Source organism: Bacillus sp. FSL P4-0290, assembly GCF_037975435.1.
Classification (GTDB): Bacteria; Bacillota; Bacilli; order Bacillales; family Bacillaceae; genus Bacillus; species Bacillus subtilis.
The window spans coordinates 3,645,122-3,662,929 of record NZ_CP150253.1 but is presented as its reverse complement, the minus strand read 5'-3'; the positions used below and the strand labels follow the sequence as shown (position 1 = coordinate 3,662,929).

The 17,808-nt window shown below is 37.1% G+C and carries 12 protein-coding genes; 10 read left to right on the top strand and 2 right to left on the bottom strand.

The window, feature by feature from the left end:
- The first annotated feature begins 3 nt into the window (after window positions 1–3).
- From MKY10_RS19145 to tagH, 4 genes are all read left to right on the top strand, one after another.
- Window positions 4–1,344 (top strand): glycosyltransferase family 2 protein, encoded by a 1,341-nt coding sequence (locus MKY10_RS19145; protein WP_048655282.1) that lies wholly within the window; start codon window positions 4–6, stop codon window positions 1,342–1,344.
- A gap of 125 nt (window positions 1,345–1,469) precedes the next feature.
- Window positions 1,470–4,172: a poly(glucosyl N-acetylgalactosamine 1-phosphate) glucosyltransferase gene (ggaB, locus tag MKY10_RS19140; protein WP_114523625.1), complete on the top strand. Its 2,703-nt coding sequence runs from the start codon at window positions 1,470–1,472 to the stop codon at window positions 4,170–4,172.
- A 173-nt stretch (window positions 4,173–4,345) separates the two neighbouring features.
- A complete protein-coding gene (gene tagG, locus MKY10_RS19135) occupies window positions 4,346–5,173 on the top strand; it encodes a teichoic acids export ABC transporter permease subunit TagG (protein ID WP_015251096.1) in 828 nt (275 codons plus the stop codon).
- A gap of 19 nt (window positions 5,174–5,192) precedes the next feature.
- A complete protein-coding gene (tagH, locus tag MKY10_RS19130) occupies window positions 5,193–6,776 on the top strand; it encodes a teichoic acids export ABC transporter ATP-binding subunit TagH (protein ID WP_015251097.1) in 1,584 nt (527 codons plus the stop codon).
- Window positions 6,777–6,814: 38 nt separating this feature from the next.
- On the opposite strand, the gene galU is transcribed toward tagH, so the two are convergent.
- Window positions 6,815–7,693 (bottom strand): UTP--glucose-1-phosphate uridylyltransferase GalU, encoded by an 879-nt coding sequence (galU, locus tag MKY10_RS19125; RefSeq protein ID WP_017695322.1) that lies wholly within the window; start codon window positions 7,691–7,693, stop codon window positions 6,815–6,817.
- A gap of 340 nt (window positions 7,694–8,033) precedes the next feature.
- On the opposite strand from galU, the gene MKY10_RS19120 reads away from it, so the two are divergent.
- The 4 genes from MKY10_RS19120 (at window position 8,034) to wecB (ending at window position 14,107) form a co-directional block, all read left to right on the top strand.
- Window positions 8,034–9,401 (top strand): alpha-glucosyltransferase N-terminal domain-containing protein, encoded by a 1,368-nt coding sequence (locus tag MKY10_RS19120; RefSeq protein WP_015251099.1) that lies wholly within the window; start codon window positions 8,034–8,036, stop codon window positions 9,399–9,401.
- 34 nt (window positions 9,402–9,435) lie between these two features.
- Window positions 9,436–10,956 (top strand): glycosyltransferase, encoded by a 1,521-nt coding sequence (locus MKY10_RS19115; RefSeq protein ID WP_048655019.1) that lies wholly within the window; start codon window positions 9,436–9,438, stop codon window positions 10,954–10,956.
- A gap of 75 nt (window positions 10,957–11,031) precedes the next feature.
- Window positions 11,032–12,942, top strand: a complete 1,911-nt coding sequence (locus MKY10_RS19110; protein WP_038427954.1) for a glycosyltransferase — start codon at window positions 11,032–11,034, stop codon at window positions 12,940–12,942.
- A 22-nt stretch (window positions 12,943–12,964) separates the two neighbouring features.
- Window positions 12,965–14,107, top strand: coding sequence for a UDP-N-acetylglucosamine 2-epimerase (non-hydrolyzing) (gene wecB, locus MKY10_RS19105; protein WP_123373710.1), 1,143 nt, complete (start codon window positions 12,965–12,967; stop codon window positions 14,105–14,107).
- A gap of 39 nt (window positions 14,108–14,146) precedes the next feature.
- Here wecB and lytR read toward each other — a convergent pair whose 3' ends face one another.
- Complete coding sequence (gene lytR, locus MKY10_RS19100; RefSeq protein ID WP_015251104.1) at window positions 14,147–15,067, bottom strand: transcription antiterminator LytR; 921 nt, start codon at window positions 15,065–15,067, stop codon at window positions 14,147–14,149.
- A 212-nt stretch (window positions 15,068–15,279) separates the two neighbouring features.
- Between lytR and MKY10_RS19095 the strand changes: the two genes are divergently transcribed.
- Both MKY10_RS19095 and MKY10_RS19090 read left to right on the top strand, forming a co-directional pair.
- Window positions 15,280–15,603, top strand: a complete 324-nt coding sequence (locus MKY10_RS19095) for a hypothetical protein (RefSeq protein ID WP_015251105.1) — start codon at window positions 15,280–15,282, stop codon at window positions 15,601–15,603.
- Between the two features lie 27 nt (window positions 15,604–15,630).
- Window positions 15,631–17,784: a SpoIID/LytB domain-containing protein gene (locus tag MKY10_RS19090; RefSeq protein ID WP_046663988.1), complete on the top strand. Its 2,154-nt coding sequence runs from the start codon at window positions 15,631–15,633 to the stop codon at window positions 17,782–17,784.
- Window positions 17,785–17,808 lie beyond the last annotated feature (24 nt).

The window sequence follows — 17,808 nt, the reverse complement described above, 5'->3', positions numbered from 1 at the left end:
AACATGTTTTCTATAATTATGCCAATATATAATTCTGAGAATTATTTAAGGTACTCAATAGAGAGTGTCATTAACCAGTCAATAGGATTTAAGGAAAATATAGAACTGATATTAATAGATGATGGCAGTGTTGATAGCAGTCCTCAAATTTGTGAGTCCTTTAAAAATCTATATCCTAATAATATTAAAATCATGAAAATTGAAAACTCTGGACCCTCTGCTGCAAGAAATTGTGGATTATCAAATGTAAGCGAAAAATCTAAATTTATTGGTTTTCTTGATTCTGACGATGCATTGTCTCATAATGCACTGCAAAGTGTTTATGATTTTTTTTGTGATTCCGAAGATGTAAATATCGCGGTATTACCTGTTTATTACACAGGTGAAAAAGAAGGCGAACATAAATTAAATAATAGATTTGAAAAAGGAACAAGAGTTATAAATATTCTCAACGATTATAAAGCTATTCACTTTTATATTGGCGGCACTTTTTACAGAAGACATACACTAAATCGTACCGTCCAGTTTGATGAATCTATAAAGTTTTGGGAAGACGCTATCTTTTTTAATCAGTTATTACTGAAAGAAAAAAGATACGGAGCAGTTGCAGAAGGAAAGTATTTTTATAGAAAACGGAAAGAACAGAACTCGTTAGTTGATCGTTCGTGGTTTAACAAAAAAAGGTACACATATTTGTTGAATGAATGTTACATGACTTTGTTGATGGATTCAATAAAAAAATATGATATAGTTTTGCCTTATCTGCAATTTTTAATTGTATATCATATGAAACTGTTTTTATATCCGAACTATAGAGATGTTTATAAGTCTGTTTTAGATCAACAAGAACAAAAAGTTTTTGTTGATAATTTTATAAAAGTTTTAAAATTTATTGATCCGCAATTTATAAAAGAACAAGATATGCCGATGTACTATAAAGAATTTATGTTTCACTTATTAAAAGAAAATACAGAAGCTCTTGAAAATATAAAAAAAGAAAGAGTACTGCTTAGTTCATGTACTATTACTTCGACAAAAATAAAAGGGTTTAGACTTGAATTAACAGGGCACTTTATTAACCAGTATTATGAGATGAAAGAAAATGACAGATTATATATAAAATATTTTAATAGGTTAAAAGAGTGTAAACGAAAAGAACTGAAAAAAACAATTGAAGTATGGGGATATAAATTAAGAGATTTTAGACATGCTGGTTTTGTTGTAGAAATACCGATTTGGGCCCTTGCATTTGACTTTGTCCTAAAAACACCAAATGATGCTTTAGAACTTAACCATGTAAACGTATTTAAAAGTTTTCTTACAAAGACTTTAAAAAACAGGTAAGGAATCCTTTTCATACATTTTACTAAATTAATTATGTGTTTTCAAAAATTTAGCACTCTAATTGTTTTTACTTTTATTTACCCGGATTCTTATTCATATAAACATTTTGTTAGGAGTAATCTTTTATGAACGAAAAGAGTTTTAACTATGATTTCAGTGTTATAATGCCGATTTATAATGTCGAGTTATATCTAACTGATGCAATAGAAAGCGTTATTAACCAGACTTTAGGATTCGAGAATATTCAGTTAATACTTGTGAATGATGAAAGCCCTGATAAAAGTGAAATGATTTGTAAAGAATATGCTCAAAAATATCCAAAAAATATTGTATATGTAAAGAAACAGAATGGCGGAGTGAGCAGTGCCCGAAATTATGGTTTAAAGTATGCTGAAGGCAGATATATTCAATTTTTGGATCCGGATGATTTAGTTTCAGAAGAAACATTCGAAAATGTTTTAAACTTCTTTAACCAACATAAAAATGAAATTGATATTGTAGCAATCCCAATATTTTTTGAGGAAGGAAGAACTGGAGAACATAATCTAAATAATAAGTTTTCTGCAACGAGAATATTGGATGTGGAAAAAGAACCACATCATATATTAACTCATTGCTGTTCTACATTTATAAAAAATGATGCCTTGAAAAATATCAGGTTTGATGAAAATTGTAAAATAGGTGAAGATGCTAAGCTAGTTAATTTAATTATATCGCAAAAGAAAAAGTATGGTCTTGTTAAGGAGGCAAAATATCATTATAGAGTTAGAGAAGATGGATCGTCTGCCATGCAGACTGCTAAAGCAAATAAGAATTGGTTTAACCATTCACTTATCACTTTCTCCAAGAATTTAATCGATATCACCAAAAATAATGAACAAAAAATACCTTTGTTTCTTCAATACATGGTTATGCATGATTTGAAGTGGAAATTATTGATTAAGGATATTAGTGAAACACCTTTAGACGAAAATGAATACCGCGAATTTTTAACATTGATACGAGAAGTATTATCGTATATTGACGACGATGTCATTATTAATACAAAAAGTGTCAGCCATTTCTATCTATATCATGCTTTAAAAATAAAACACGGTGAAAATTATAGTAAGTATGTATATGAAAAAGAAACTGAACAAGATTATTATTTATTCAGAGAAGATAAAATTGTTTCGAAGTTATCGAATCAAACTCTAACTATTGAGATTTTAGAAGAAAATGAGGATTCTATTCATATTGAAGGATTTTGGAGCTCTCTTTTTAATTCTAAAGGCTTTAATTTTTATGCTAAAATTGGAGAAATTAAAATAAAAGCTAAGAAAATAAAAAGAAGTCATAACGATTATATAAGTTTAGGAGAGGTAATAAAAAAATATCCTGGTTTTTCTATAGATATACCGAAAAGCTATCTTGCTGGAAATCACCATATTGAATTTTTTATAGCAAAAGGTAAAAAAAGAAAAATGGCAAAGCTTCGGTTCTTTAAGTATTCAGGTTTGTCAAATGACCTATTTAATGCTTATGCAGCTAAAAAGGATTATATCTTTTATTATAATTATAAAAAATTAATGTTCGAAAAAAACAATGTTAAAAATAGATTTATAAAAGAGTTTCGTTTCTTGAAATCCCTTCATAAATCAGGGGGGAAATCAAAAAAAAGAAAATCAGCGATTAAGAAGGCACTTGTGGCAAGAATAGCACACCATGTTTTCACTATTTTTAATAGAAAACCAGTATGGTTATTCATAGACAGACAAGACAAAGCTGATGATAATGCCGAGCACCTCTTTAAATATGCAATCAACCAGAATGATGGGGCAAAAAAATACTTTATAATAAAAAAAGATAGCAAGGATTACGACAGGATTAAAAAATATGGAAAGGTTATACCATACAGATCTTTTAGACATAAAATTTTAACCTTATCCTCTTCCAAAGTAATATCGACACATGCAGATATATGGGTTGTAAATCCATTTTTTAATATGGAGATTTATTTTAGAGATTTATTTAATTTTGAGTTTGTCTTTTTGCAGCATGGAATAACAATGGCAGATCATTCTGAATGGTTAAATAAATACAGTAAGAATATCAAATTATTAGTCACTTCTGCCAAACCTGAATATCGGTCTATTGTGAAAGGGAATTACAACTATAAAAAAGAGAATATTTTGTTGGGTGGATTTCCGAGATACGATAATCTTAAGAAGAGTGAAGGAGAAAAGCAGCTTCTAATAATGCCGACTTGGAGAAAAGATATTGTATTACCGAAAGATCAGGCAAAAGGAGTAAGACCGTACAACCCGAAATTTAAAGATAGTGAATACTTTTCTAGGTATAATGCTTTGATTAATGATGAACGGCTAATCGAATTTGCTAAGAAAAATAATTATAAAATAACTTTTTTTCCGCACCCAGATATTCAGCAACAGATTGTAGACTTTGAAAAGCATGAGTATGTGGAGTTTGCCGACTATAACAGCAGCTATCAAATGCTATTTAATTCTTCTAATATAATGATTACTGATTTTTCATCTGTAGCGTTTGATTTTGCATATGAGAAAAAACCTGTTATCTATTATCAATACGAAAAATCATACCATTTTAAACTTGATTATTATGATTATAAAAAAATGGGGTTTGGTGATGTAATAGAAGATCATAATAGCTTAGTTGATAAAGTTATCTATTATATGAAAAACAATAGTCGTATGGAAGATAAGTATAGAAAAAGAGTAGATAACTTTTTTGCATATACTGATAAAAATAATAGGAATCGTATTTATAATGCTATTTTGGAATTAGATAATAATAAAGTTGCTAAATGAGGTTGGTTTGTTTTATATTGACACTTCAAAATGTTAGGAGAAGTTCTGAGGGACTTCTCTTTACTTTTTAAAAGTGAAAAAAACCTCAACATCTGTTACAATATTCACCGGTGCTTTCAAATTTCTTTAACCGAAAGATCCAAAAAATCATTTAAGTCTAAGGAAGATAAACAATGAATGCATTAGTAAGAATCGTAAAAGAGCAAGTGACATCGTTTCCTTTAATTTTGCGCTTAGCTTCGTATGAGACAAAGTCTCAGTATCAGATGAATTATCTTGGCGTATTATGGCAGTTTCTCAATCCTCTCATTCAAATGCTGGCGTATTGGTTTGTATTTGGTATGGGGATTCGTAACAGCAAGCCAGTCATAACAGGTATTGGAGAAGTGCCTTTTATTGTTTGGATGCTGGCTGGTTTGATCCCGTGGTTTTTTATTAGCCCGACGATTCTGGATGGATCAAACAGTGTATTTAAACGGATCAATATGGTTGCGAAAATGAATTTTCCGATCAGTTCACTGCCTTCTGTTGTGATTGCTTCAAATTTATTTAGTTATTTTGTAATGATGGGTGTTTATGTCATTGTCCTTTTAGCAAGCGGTGTTTACCCTAGCTTGCATTGGATACAATATATTTACTATTTAATCTGCATGATTGTTTTTATGTTTTCATTTAGCTTGTTTAACTCTACAATCAGTGTGCTTGTCAGAGATTATCAATTTCTGCTGCAGGCCGTAACCAGATTATTGTTCTTTTTACTTCCGATTTTTTGGAATATCTCAGAGCAGCTCGGGAAAAATCACCCGAATCTTCTGCCTGTGCTTAAGCTGAATCCGATTTTTTATCTGATAGAAGGATTTAGGAACAGCTTCTTAGACGGAAAATGGTTTTTCCAAGACGTGAAGTACACGCTGTATTTCTGGCTGTTCACATTCCTTTTATTGTTAGTGGGTTCTATTCTGCATATGAAATTCAGAGACAAGTTTGTTGACTTTCTTTAATACGTAAGGAGATTGTACGATGAAACTAAAAGTTTCGTTTCGAAATGTTTCAAAGCAATATCATTTGTATAAAAAACAATCGGACAAGATAAAAGGATTGTTTTTTCCGGCTAAGGATAATGGTTTTTTTGCTGTGCGGAATGTCTCCTTTGACGTGTATGAGGGAGAGACAATCGGCTTTGTAGGGATAAATGGATCAGGGAAATCAACCATGTCTAACCTGCTGGCTAAAATTATTCCGCCGACCAGCGGTGAAATTGAAATGAACGGCCAGCCGTCGCTGATTGCGATTGCTGCCGGTTTAAATAACCAATTAACGGGGCGGGACAATGTCCGGCTCAAGTGTTTGATGATGGGGTTAACCAATAAAGAAATTGATGATATGTATGACAGCATCGTTGAATTTGCCGAGATTGGCGATTTTATTAATCAGCCGGTTAAAAACTATTCCAGCGGGATGAAATCGCGTCTCGGTTTTGCAATTTCCGTGCATATTGACCCTGACATTTTAATTATTGACGAAGCGCTTTCTGTAGGGGACCAAACGTTTTATCAGAAGTGTGTAGACAGAATAAATGAGTTTAAAAAGCAAGGAAAAACGATTTTCTTTGTCAGCCACTCAATCGGTCAGATTGAAAAGATGTGTGACCGTGTTGCTTGGATGCACTATGGCGAGCTTCGTATGTTTGATGAAACAAAAACGGTTGTGAAAGAGTACAAAGCGTTTATTGACTGGTTTAATAAGCTGTCTAAAAAAGAAAAAGAGACATATAAAAAAGAGCAGACGGAAGAGCGGAAGAAAGAAGATCCTGAAGCGTTTGCCCGTTTCCGCCAAAAGAAGAAAAAGCCGAAATCATTGGCTAATGCGGTTCAAATTGCTATTTTGTCTATTTTGACTGTCTTCATGGCAGGAACGATGTTCTTTAATGCTCCGCTTCGTACAATTGCTTCGTTTGGCGCTATCCCGCAAAATGAAGTGAAGAATCATCATGGCAATGCAAAGGGCAAGTCAGAGGAACGCTTAACCGCAGTCAATAAGCAAGGGTTTATAGCAAATGAAAAAGCGGCTGCTTATAAGGATCAGGGTTTGAAACAGAAGGCTGACGTTACACTGCCATTCGGTACAGAGGTGACGGTAGCTGCAAAAGGCAAACAAGCAGCGAAAATAAAATTTGACGGGCACTCTTATTATGTGAAAAAGAGCGCTGTTGCAGCTAACATGAAACATACTGAATTGCATGCTGCTGCATTTACGTCTTATGTCTCGCAAAACGCAGCTTCTTCCTATGAATACTTTCTGAAATTCCTGGGAGACAGCAGAACCAGCATTCAATCCAAGTTGAATGGATATACTGAAGGGGATACGGCTGACGGCAGAAAAACATTAGATTTTGATTATGAAAAAATCAGCTATGTGCTGGAGAATGATAAAGCAACAGAGCTTATTTTTCATAACATTTCTCCTATCACCCCGGCGTCACTATCCTTAAGTGATAGCGATGTATTGTATGACAGCAGCAAGAAGCGTTTTCTAGTGAATACAGATGATCAGGTTTTTGCAGTTGATAATGAAGAGCATACACTGACTTTGATGTTGAAATAAAAAAAGGCTATTGGATGAATGTCCAATAGCCTTTTTGTTTAGATTTCTTCTTTGTTTAGTAAACCTTCCATAAATGGAACGAGCTGATCGCGAAGCTCTTTATCCTGCATCGCAAATTCTAGAGTTGTTGTGATAAAGCCGAGCTTTTCACCAACATCATAACGCTTGCCTTCAAAGTCGTAAGCAAACACTCTTTGAATTTCATTCAGTTTTTGAATGGCATCTGTGAGCTGAATTTCTCCGCCGGCGCCAACCTGCTGCTCCTCTAAATACATGAAAATCTCAGGCGTGAATACGTAACGGCCTAAGATGGCAAGATTAGAAGGTGCTGTGCCTTTAGGCGGTTTTTCAACGAAGTTTTTCACCTGATAACGGCGGCCTTCACTTGTCAGCGGGTCAATAATGCCGTAGCGGTGTGTTTCTTCTTCAGGCACCTGCTGAACACCGATAATAGAAGAAAGTGTTTTTTCATATTCATCCATTAATTGGCGCAACCCTGGTGTATCAGCCTGAACAATATCGTCTCCAAGCAGTACCGCAAACGGCTCATCGCCGATAAAGTTGCGCGCGCACCAGACAGCATGTCCGAGACCTTTAGGTTCTTTTTGGCGGATATAGTGAATGTCAGCCAGGTTAGAAGCCTTTTTCACTTTTTCAAGCAGCTCAGTTTTTCCTTTTTCTTCTAGGTTTCTTTCAAGCTCAGGAGAGTAATCAAAATGATCCTCAATCGCACGCTTGCTTTTTCCTGTTACGATAATAATATCTTCAATACCGGCTTCAACAGCTTCTTCAATTATGTATTGAATGGTAGGTTTATCAACGATAGGAAGCATTTCTTTCGGCATTGCTTTCGTAGCCGGCAAGAATCTCGTTCCGAGACCTGCGGCAGGGATTATGGCTTTACGTACTTTTTTCAATTTCAAAGCACCTTCCTTAAGAACAGATTTAGGGTCACTCTTTTGAATGCAGAGTATTTAAAATGTTTGAGTTTCTTTTCTCATCAATACCCTATTTTCATTCTGTTAAACACATTTAATCATATAAGAAAAACCAATATTAAACAAGAGTCAATTCAGTGACTTTGGGGTTGAACAAATACAAAAAAATATCATTAATTGATAGATAAAACAGTTTCACCTGATCCGGTATTTCAAGAAATATAACAGCTTCTTCATCTCTAGAGCCTGCTCAGCAAAAGTGATATAATGTAGTTCTGAAAATGTGACTGTACGAATTTATTCGAAAGGTAATAAATAGATGATGACGATTAAGGTTTCTACTCCAAAATTAGCATTTGTTTGTCAAGAGCTGAATGCTGCACAAAAGTTTAGTATCAATACGATCGATTGGAATTATCCAATGGAAATTGTCACTTTACATCATGAGCCCAATGGGCCTTCTTCTTTTAAAGATACTGCTGTTATTAATATGTACAGCTACTTTAAAGGTTCTGAACCTCAGAAAGATAAAATCAAGCATCCGATTGAACAAGAAGGTTTAACATATATTCAAGAACCAAATAAGCCAATTTATCGTTATTACAATAATGGACGTTATATCAAATATCAAAGGTTTACAGCATCAGGAGAACTTGCTGTCATTGATTACTTTAATGAAAGCAGGCAAAGATTTAAAAGGGAAGAATATGATTTGTCTGGATATGTACATAGCTTAATGTACATGGATCTGGACACTAACAAACCGAAGCAGCATCTTTATTTAAGGGCAGATGGCACTTGTTATATGACAAAATGGTATAAGAATGATGGAACAACTGAAAAAATTGTCATTTTTGACGAAAAAGAGAATATAGTCAGTGTATTGTATTCAGAAAATGAACTTTCCCGTTATTTTCTGAGCCGCTTGATAAAGGAAGCGGATTATTTATTTATGACTTCTGAAGTTGAGTTATATACTACATTAAAATCTCTTTCAGTTAAATATTCTTCCATGTATCTAGGTTTTATAGAGACGAATGAGATGTTGGAAAACCCTGAAAAGGAAATAGGCCACCTTGATGCTTTCGTGGTTCCTTCCTTGAAGAGATATCATGACATAATTAAAAATACGGGGCCTCGCACAAATATTTATTACGTTTCTGAAGAGCCGTTTACCCGCAAGCGTTTTGTGGACAAACTAATAGATCAGGTGCCATTTAATAATCAATTGAAGGATATGAATGTTGAGCTGTTAATGGCAGAATGGCAATCAAAATCCGATTTATATTTGTCAGCCAAGGTTGAATTTAAAGGCTGCATTCCTCCCCATTCTGTTGGCCGCCATAAAATGTATTGGAAGTTAAAAAATAAAAAGAGCGGCACTGAAAGCACGTTTAACGCAAAAGTAAACAGCGAGGAAGAACTAATATTTACCGTAAGCGGTACACTTCGTGTTCACTCTGTGTTAGATCAGTTGTCCACCATTGAATTGTATCTCTGTTCCGAGTGGGATAATAGTTTCTTTGCATCAGGTGTGCGAATAACCGATTCAAAGGAAATTCCATTATCAGAACAAAGTATTTCAGGCTGGCAAGTTACTTTAGAAAAAGAAAATAATTATTTGCGTGTTCAGACTGCCGAGGGATTTCGGAGAAAATTAATGAAACGGCTGTTTGTGAAAAAATAGCAGACAAGGTTTTACCAGAAGAAGGAGCTTGAAGATGAGAAGGATCTTTTCACTTATATATGAAATAGACATTGAAAAAGGCGGCATTACAAGCTCTATGATGTCAAGATCTTTTACATTTGCGGAGCGCGGCCATAAAATCGATTTGGTTACACTTGATTATAAGGACAATTATGATCTGATTGAGCAAGTGCTGAAGAGCGCTGGAAGGCTGCATGCTGATGTAAATATCCTCAATATTTATGATGACTATAAAAATCAGCATAAGCATATAAAAATTGGGGAAGTGCAGCAAAGTTACTATGATCAAAATCGTAATCGCTTTGAAGAACCATATGCTGCGTATCATAACGAGGAAAAATTAGAAACGGAATACTTCAAGAATGGCTTATATATAAAAAAGAAAAAATGGGATGAGTCGGATAATCTTTTATATGTAGATCATTTCAATGAAAATATGCAAATGACAAAGCGAGAATTCTTTCATGGCGGTTATGTAAATAAAACTGTGATTTTCGATACAAGAAGCGGAAAAATCAATCAAATTCACTACACAGCACCCGACGGTTTTTGTTATTTAACAGAATGGTACCATTTTAAAACAGGAGCCAGTCAAGGAGTTATACTGTTTGGCCGTGATGAAAAGGAAGCTGTATTTTTCAAAAACAAGCACCAGTTTCATACACATTGGCTTGAAACGTTATGTGAGAAAGAAAAGGACCCTATTATCATCTGTGATGGAGTCGGAAGTGCTTCAAAAGTAAATGAAATGCGTGCAGGATTGGCAAAACGATTTTACTGTGTTCACTCAAATCATTTAGATTATCCTTATACGTTAGGCAGCAAAGTTCGAACCAATCATCAATATGCGATGGAGCATATTAAGGATTATGACGGGCTGATCGTATTAACGAATGAACAAAAAGAAGATATCATGAAGGATTTTGAGTCGAACAATAATATTTTTGTTATTCCTCATGCACCAAGAAGGCTTGAAAAATTACAAACGTATGAAAAGAAGAAAAACGAATTTGTCATGGTGGCCAGATATCATGAGGAAAAAGGGATCGATAAGGTCATAAAAGCAATGGGAATCGTAAAAAAATCCCGGCCGGATATTGTCCTGAATATATATGGCAGCGGTCCCGGCCATGAGGAATACCAGCAATTGATCGATGATCTTAAGTTAGATAATGTACATTTAAAAGGATATGTCGCAAATCCCGCTCCATTTTATCAGCAGGCGCTTGCCACATTATTAACATCAAAATTTGAGGGGTTTAGTCTCGCGATTTGTGAATCGTTTTCGTGCGCAACCCCTGTTATCAGTTTTGATGTGAAATACAGCCCGAGGGAGCTCATAAAAGAACACGAAACGGGAATGCTTGTAGAACCTGATAATATTGACATGCTTGCTGAAAGTATCATTTATTTGTACGACAACCCTGAGAGAGCCATTCAATATGGAAAAAACGCAAAGAACTTAATGGATACTGAATATAGTGAAGCCCGATTATTTGAAAGATGGGAAGAAGTATTTGAAATAACGAAATAGTACGTTTTTGCATCATTTTTGTTCATTATATGAGCTTTTGCGAATGAAATAGAAGCGGATAAGGATAGAGGTGTCATGGTGAAAATCACTGCAGCAGTACCCACATACAACTCAGAACATTTTATCTCCCGCTGCCTGGATAGTCTGGTTCAACAAACCATGCCGAATAATGAGTACGAAATTATTTGTGTAGATGATTGTTCACAGGATGGCACGGTTTCAATATTAAAAAAGTACAGTGAACAGTATTCTAATATAACGGTTATAGAACGAGAAAAAAATTCGGGAGGGCCGGGGGAGCCGCGAAACCAAGCGATACGTGCTGCGAACGGTGAATACATTTTTTTTATTGATTCCGATGATTATGTAGGAATCGAAGCGTTCGAGAGAATGTATCAATTTGCAAAACAGCATGATTCAGATATTGTGCTTGGGAAAATGGTCGGTGTAAACGGCAGATCGGTCCCGCAAGCTATTTTTAAGGAAACGAAACCTGAGGCGGATCTTGTAAAATCTCCGCTTGTTTACTCAATAGGACCGACAAAACTTTTTAAAGTCTCACTGCTTAGAATGCATGACATATATTTCCCCTCTAATATACAGGCTACAGAGGATCAGGTATTTGTCATGCAGGCTTATTTAGAAGCGGACAAAATTTCTGTCTTGGCCGATTATGATTATTACTATGCTGTACAGCATGATGGCGAGCATATGACGTTTGCATACGTTGCGCCTCAAAGCTACTATGGCGCAATGAAGGTAATCATAGATATGATTCGTAATAGCCGTCTTTCACATAATCGCAAAATGAAGTTTATGGCGAAATTTTTGAATCGTCATTTTGATTTTTCCAGAACAACGGACTTTACCGTAACAATCGAGGACGAACGGGAGCAGCAAACATGGATGACAGAGCTGCATCATTTTGTTGAACAAAATATACCACGGGAAATTGATAAACTTGTTCATTCTCATACGCGGTTAAAATTACACTTTGTACGCCATAATGACCTAAAGGGCTTAAAGCAGTTTGAAGCTGATAAAGAAAATATGGCCCAATATACGTCAGTTAAAAATGGTCATATCATAGCAAACTATCCCAGCCTTATCTCATATCATTTGGCAGAGAATGAACGGATTGTTGATGACAGAAACAAAATCAGTCATTACGTGAGCGAATTTCAAATGAAGGACAACACTTTCACATTAAGAGGGTCGGTTACCCACACGGCTTTACAACCAGAGCATCAAGCTATGCAAACTTTATACGGCATTTGGGTGCACCGTGATAGAAAAACTGAAAAAATCATTTCTCCAGTGTATTCCAAGGACGGAGAATTTGAATTTCTCACGAAGTTTACTGATTTGGCTATTCATGAAGAAGATATTGGTGTGTGGGATTTCTTTATTGAATCGGGGATAGACGGCTATAAAAAACGCGTCCGAATTGGCAGCAGCAGAGAACCGTATCCTTATTCAAAACATGCTAAATATATTGGGAATAACGGGGAATATGCTTTCAGCGCACGGCCGTACTTTACTAAAACCTATGATAATTTGTCGGTGGATATCAGAAAGCAGGAAGTTCTGAAAGTCGAATTCAGAGATAATGATTCGGACCAGCATTTAACGTTCGTATTTCCTGGAAGCCAATTGTTTTTTCCGAAGCAATCTTTATTATTGCTCGAATGCAATAACCAAGAGTTTTTAATACCAATAAAAAATCAAATCAGTTCAGTTGATGGGACAGTGATACAGGTTGATCGGAATCTCGTTCAGCAAAAGTTTGCTCCGGCTTATTTACAAAACACCAATATTGTTTTATCCATTAATTCTTATAAAACCACATTGGTTCCGAAAAAGGATGTCAGTGTGTACTTTTGCAGTAAAAATATTGAAAAAAAGCTATGGTGCTTTAAAATAAAGAAGAAAGTAGATCTATTTATACAATCGGACCAATCGAAATTCTATCTAACAGCCCGTTAAACAAAGAAACCAGGTGACAAATATGAAAAAACTAAAAGTTATGACTGTTTTCGGGACCAGGCCTGAAGCGATCAAGATGGCACCGCTTGTGCTTGAATTGAAAAAATATCCTGAAATAGATTCCTATGTAACGGTAACTGCACAGCACAGACAGATGCTCGATCAGGTGTTAGATGCGTTTCACATCAAGCCTGACTTCGATTTGAACATTATGAAGGAGCGGCAGACACTGGCAGAGATTACGTCTAACGCACTTGTAAAATTGGATGAGTTGTTTAAAGATATCAAACCCGATATTGTGCTTGTCCATGGTGATACGACGACGACGTTTGCCGGAAGCCTAGCCGCTTTTTACCATCAAATTGCTGTCGGTCATGTGGAGGCGGGGCTCCGTACAGGGAATAAGTATTCCCCGTTTCCGGAAGAGCTCAATCGACAGATGACAGGGGCGATTGCTGATTTGCATTTTGCTCCGACAGGCCAGGCGAAAGACAATTTATTAAAAGAAAACAAAAAGGCCGACTCTATTTTTGTAACGGGCAATACAGCGATTGACGCACTCAACACAACGGTTAGGGATGGTTACTCACATCCTGTTCTCGATCAGGTGGGTGAGGATAAAATGATTCTCTTGACCGCTCACCGCCGGGAGAATTTGGGTGAGCCAATGGAAAATATGTTCAAGGCTATCCGCAGAATTGTAGGGGAATTTGAAGATGTACAAGTCGTTTACCCTGTGCACCTGAATCCTGTTGTCCGGGAAGCGGCTCATAAGCATTTTGGTGATTCTGACAGAGTGCATCTGATTGAACCTTTAGAGGTGATTGATTTCCATAACTTTGCAGCGAAATCGCATTTTATATTGACAGATTCGGGCGGCGTGCAGGAGGAAGCCCCATCTCTCGGGAAACCGGTTCTTGTTCTGCGTGATACGACGGAACGGCCTGAAGGAGTGGAAGCGGGAACGCTGAAACTTGCAGGGACGGATGAGGAAAACATTTATCAGCTGGCAAAACAGCTGTTAACTGATCCTGATGAGTACAAGAAAATGTCCCAGGCTTCTAATCCGTATGGAGATGGAGAGGCTTCCCGCCGGATTGTGGAAGAATTGCTGTTTCATTACGGGTACCGGAAAGAACAACCGGATTCATTTACAGGCAAATAAAAAAGAAGCTTTGCACATTGTGCGAAGCTTCTTTTTGTTTTACTTTTCGAGGCTTTCCTTCAGCTCTTTTGTAATATCGGAAAGGGCGCTTTCATCAGCTTGGTAGTAGTAAATTCCATTGATTTTCGTGCCTGTACCTTTTAGTTCGTGCTGTTTAATATGTTTCCGCGCACCTTTGTAATCGGACTGGATATCCCACATGTTATCGAAGGTCAAGTTCGTTTTCACATTATCTTCAACGACTTTAAACATATCTCCGAATTTCGTGATGGAAGAAATATTAGCGCCTTTATTAATAATACCTTGGATGACTTGGCGCTGGCGGTCCTGGCGTCCGAAGTCGCCTCTCGGATCTTCTTTTCTCATCCGGGTATAAGCGAGCGCTTCTTTTCCGTTCAGTGTGATTTCTCCTTTGCCGAACGAATAACCGTCATAACTGAACGCGAATGTGCTGTTAACTGTAATGCCGCCAAGTGTATCAACAACGTCTCTAAAGCTTTCCATGTTCACTTTCACAAAATAATCAACCGGAACATCGAGGAAGTTCTCAACAGTGTCTACCGTCATCTGCGTGCCGCCGAAAGCGTATGAATGGTTGATTTTATCCATTGTGCCTTTTCCGATAATTTTTGTATACGTGTCACGCGGAATGCTGACCATATCGGTTGTATTCGTTTTTGGGTTAACAGTCATATAAATGAGCGTATCGGCACGGCCCTTATCGCCGTCGCGTTCATCTACACCCATGATTAAGACAGAAAAAGGATCTTTTTTATTGATACTGACCTCTTTATCCCTCTTTTTCGATTTATCAATGCTTTCATGAATACTTGCCACGGTTGATGCTGCTTTATGCCATAAGTAGTATGCATAGCCGCCAGTTCCGAGTACAAATACGGCCACAATGGCTAAAATGACAAGTAATGCCTTTCTTTTTTTCTTTCTTTTTTCAGCTCTCATAATAAAGTCCTCGCTTTTTTGTAATCTAGTACGATTATAAGTTTCTTAATATTTGAAAACAACTAAAATTTGTCTGATTCTTTACAATAGACGGCTCCTTGTAACAAATGTTTCGGTATTTTAAGAAAATCCGCAAAAATTTTTCGTTGTTTTGAAAGAAATCTTAAAATAAGCTTAAAATTGTCGATAAAAAGTGGAGAGGTGATATAGGAATGAAAAAAATTGCTATTTTAATGTTCTCAATGCTGCTTCTTTTGTCTGCGTGCGGCACAGCTCAGAACTCATCAGGAGCAGAAACAAATTCAGACAGCCAGGATGCAACTGCAGAAGAGACAGTAACGAAGGAAGGCACTTTTGCCGGTTTGGCGGACAGCCATACAATTGCAGTCACTATTGATGATAAAGAGACGTCGATTCAGGTTGGTTCAGACCTTCAGGACAAAATGAACAGCATTTCAGAAGGGCAAAAAGTTGTTGTCAAATATACAAAAGATTCAAATGGCGCTTTAATGCTTAAGGATCTTGAGACAAAGTAATAAAAAACTCTTAGGGGGTTCCATGTTTTGAAAAAAATGAAGCTCTTGCTTCTATCGTCAGTCACTGCGGCGGCTGTAGCATGTCCGGCGTTTATGCAGACTGCGAAAGCCGCTGATAAAACCATTTCGGTTAAGCTGAGTAATTATGTAGGCAGCAAATCAAGTTTGGATGTCGATATCACAGGCGGATATGAAATTCCCGGCTCAAGAATTGCGGATACGGAGCGATATGGAGGATCAACCCGTTTTGATGTTGCCAATAATGTCGCCTCTGCCGGATGGACAAATCCAACGACTGTGGTCATTGTGAATCGGGACGCTTTTGCCGATGCGCTCTCAGCAACCCCGCTTGCCAAAAAGTACGATGCACCGATTTTATTAACAGACGCAGATTCGCTAACACCAAAAACAGAAAGCGAAATTGCAAAATTAAATCCTGACAATATTCTCATCATTGGCGGGACAATCAGTGTTTCTAAAAATGTAGAAAATACATTAAAAAAATATGGTTCTATCGATCGGATTGGCGGAGCAACCCGTTACGAGGTTTCTAAAAACATAGCCGATCGGATGGGGAATTACAGCCAGGCAGTAGTGGCCACAGGCATGGTCTTTACGGATGCCCTGTCAATCGCGCCATATGCTGCAATGAACGGTTATCCGATTTTACTTGCGGGAGACAATAACATCCGCAGTGATTACAAAATTCCAAGCAAGGTTACAATTGTCGGCGGTCCGTTGAGTGTCAGCACTGGTGTGGAAGCTGCATTAAAAAAGAAGGCAACTGTGAAACGGATTGGCGGCGTTTCCCGATATGAGGTATCTGCCAATATCGTTAAAGAATTAAATATGAAAGCAACAAAGGTATTTATGTCAAACGGCCAAACATTCGCGGATGCATTAACGGGATCTGTGCTTGCAGCAAAGCAGGGAAGCCCTTTACTGCTGGTTGAATCAGGCAGCCTGCCGTCACCAGTCGCTGATGTAGTAGCGTCAAAAGGAACTCAGTCATTTGCGCTGCTTGGAGGAAGCATTTCCATCAGTGATACGCTAAAGAACAAACTGGCAGATACTTTTGCAGGAACTGGATATACAGTCAAGTTAACCGGCGGAAACCTAGTGCTTTATAAAAACAGTACTGCAATCAAGACGCTTGGAACGTCTTTTGCAGCACAGCCTAAAAAATATGCAACTACAAATTCTATCAGTTTGAACGGAACGCCATATCTCGGAAACATGAAATTTACAATAGAGTCAGGCAAATATGTTCGGCCAATCAATGTGAATATCCCCTTTGAAGATTATTTAAAGGGTGTTGTGCCTCATGAAATGCCGGCCAGCTGGCAGAAAGAAGCGCTTAAAGCCCAAGCTGTCGCAGCGAGAACTTATTCCATTAATTCGGCCGGAAAAGAAGTACAAGACACCACCGCTTTTCAGGTATATGGCGGATATGACTGGAATTCAAAAACTTCAGAAGTGGTCGAAGCTACAAAAGGAAAAGTTTTGAAATACAATGGGAATTTGATTTCAGCTACGTATTCCTCAAGCAACGGCGGCTACACAGAAGCGAGCGGTGAGGTGTGGAGCAGCCAGCTTCCTTATTTAATCGCCAAAAAAGATACGTACGACCCGCAAATCAGCTGGTCTCTGTCTTTAAATAAAACCCAGCTTGATAAGAGCAGTCTGAATCTGAAAAGCCCGGGTTCATGGTGGAGCTCTAAAAATGAAACAAACTCATCATATTTGAGCGGTTTGAAAAGATGGTTTATTAAAAATAAATACAGCAATGCCGAGTCTATCAAAATCACGAAAATATCCAGTGTGAAATTCAGCACGGAGAAAACTGCCGGTCAGCGGCCGAAAACAGCAAGCGTCACATTCTCATATTTCGTGAAAGAAAAATCAAATGGCTATATCCTGTCAAATGGAAGCCTCAGTGAAAAAACAGCAACAATTACTGTACCTGCAACAGAGCTGAGAACGATGCTTGGCGCTTCCAATATGAAGAGTACATATGCTTCTGTCTCAAGCAATACAAACGCCTTTCTCATTAGCGGTAAAGGATACGGACACGGCATAGGCATGAGTCAGTACGGAGCCAATGCCAGAGCAGCTGCTGGACAATCTTATACAACAATTTTAAGTTTTTACTATCCGGGAACAACTCTATCAAGCTATTAAAAGATTGTTAGAGTCAAAGGAGGC

What these genes read in the sequence shown, in the direction of transcription:
- tagH (WP_015251097.1), top strand. Translation starts at nt 5,193, where the DNA reads ATGAAACTAAAAGTTTCGTTTCGAAATGTTTCAAAGCAATATCATTTG.
- tagG (WP_015251096.1), top strand. Translation starts at nt 4,346, where the DNA reads ATGAATGCATTAGTAAGAATCGTAAAAGAGCAAGTGACATCGTTTCCT.
- MKY10_RS19115 (WP_048655019.1), top strand. Translation starts at nt 9,436, where the DNA reads ATGAGAAGGATCTTTTCACTTATATATGAAATAGACATTGAAAAAGGC.
- MKY10_RS19145 (WP_048655282.1), top strand. Translation starts at nt 4, where the DNA reads ATGTTTTCTATAATTATGCCAATATATAATTCTGAGAATTATTTAAGG.
- lytR (WP_015251104.1), bottom strand. Translation starts at nt 15,067, where the DNA reads ATGAGAGCTGAAAAAAGAAAGAAAAAAAGAAAGGCATTACTTGTCATT.
- MKY10_RS19110 (WP_038427954.1), top strand. Translation starts at nt 11,032, where the DNA reads ATGGTGAAAATCACTGCAGCAGTACCCACATACAACTCAGAACATTTT.
- wecB (WP_123373710.1), top strand. Translation starts at nt 12,965, where the DNA reads ATGAAAAAACTAAAAGTTATGACTGTTTTCGGGACCAGGCCTGAAGCG.
- MKY10_RS19095 (WP_015251105.1), top strand. Translation starts at nt 15,280, where the DNA reads ATGAAAAAAATTGCTATTTTAATGTTCTCAATGCTGCTTCTTTTGTCT.
- MKY10_RS19120 (WP_015251099.1), top strand. Translation starts at nt 8,034, where the DNA reads ATGATGACGATTAAGGTTTCTACTCCAAAATTAGCATTTGTTTGTCAA.
- ggaB (WP_114523625.1), top strand. Translation starts at nt 1,470, where the DNA reads ATGAACGAAAAGAGTTTTAACTATGATTTCAGTGTTATAATGCCGATT.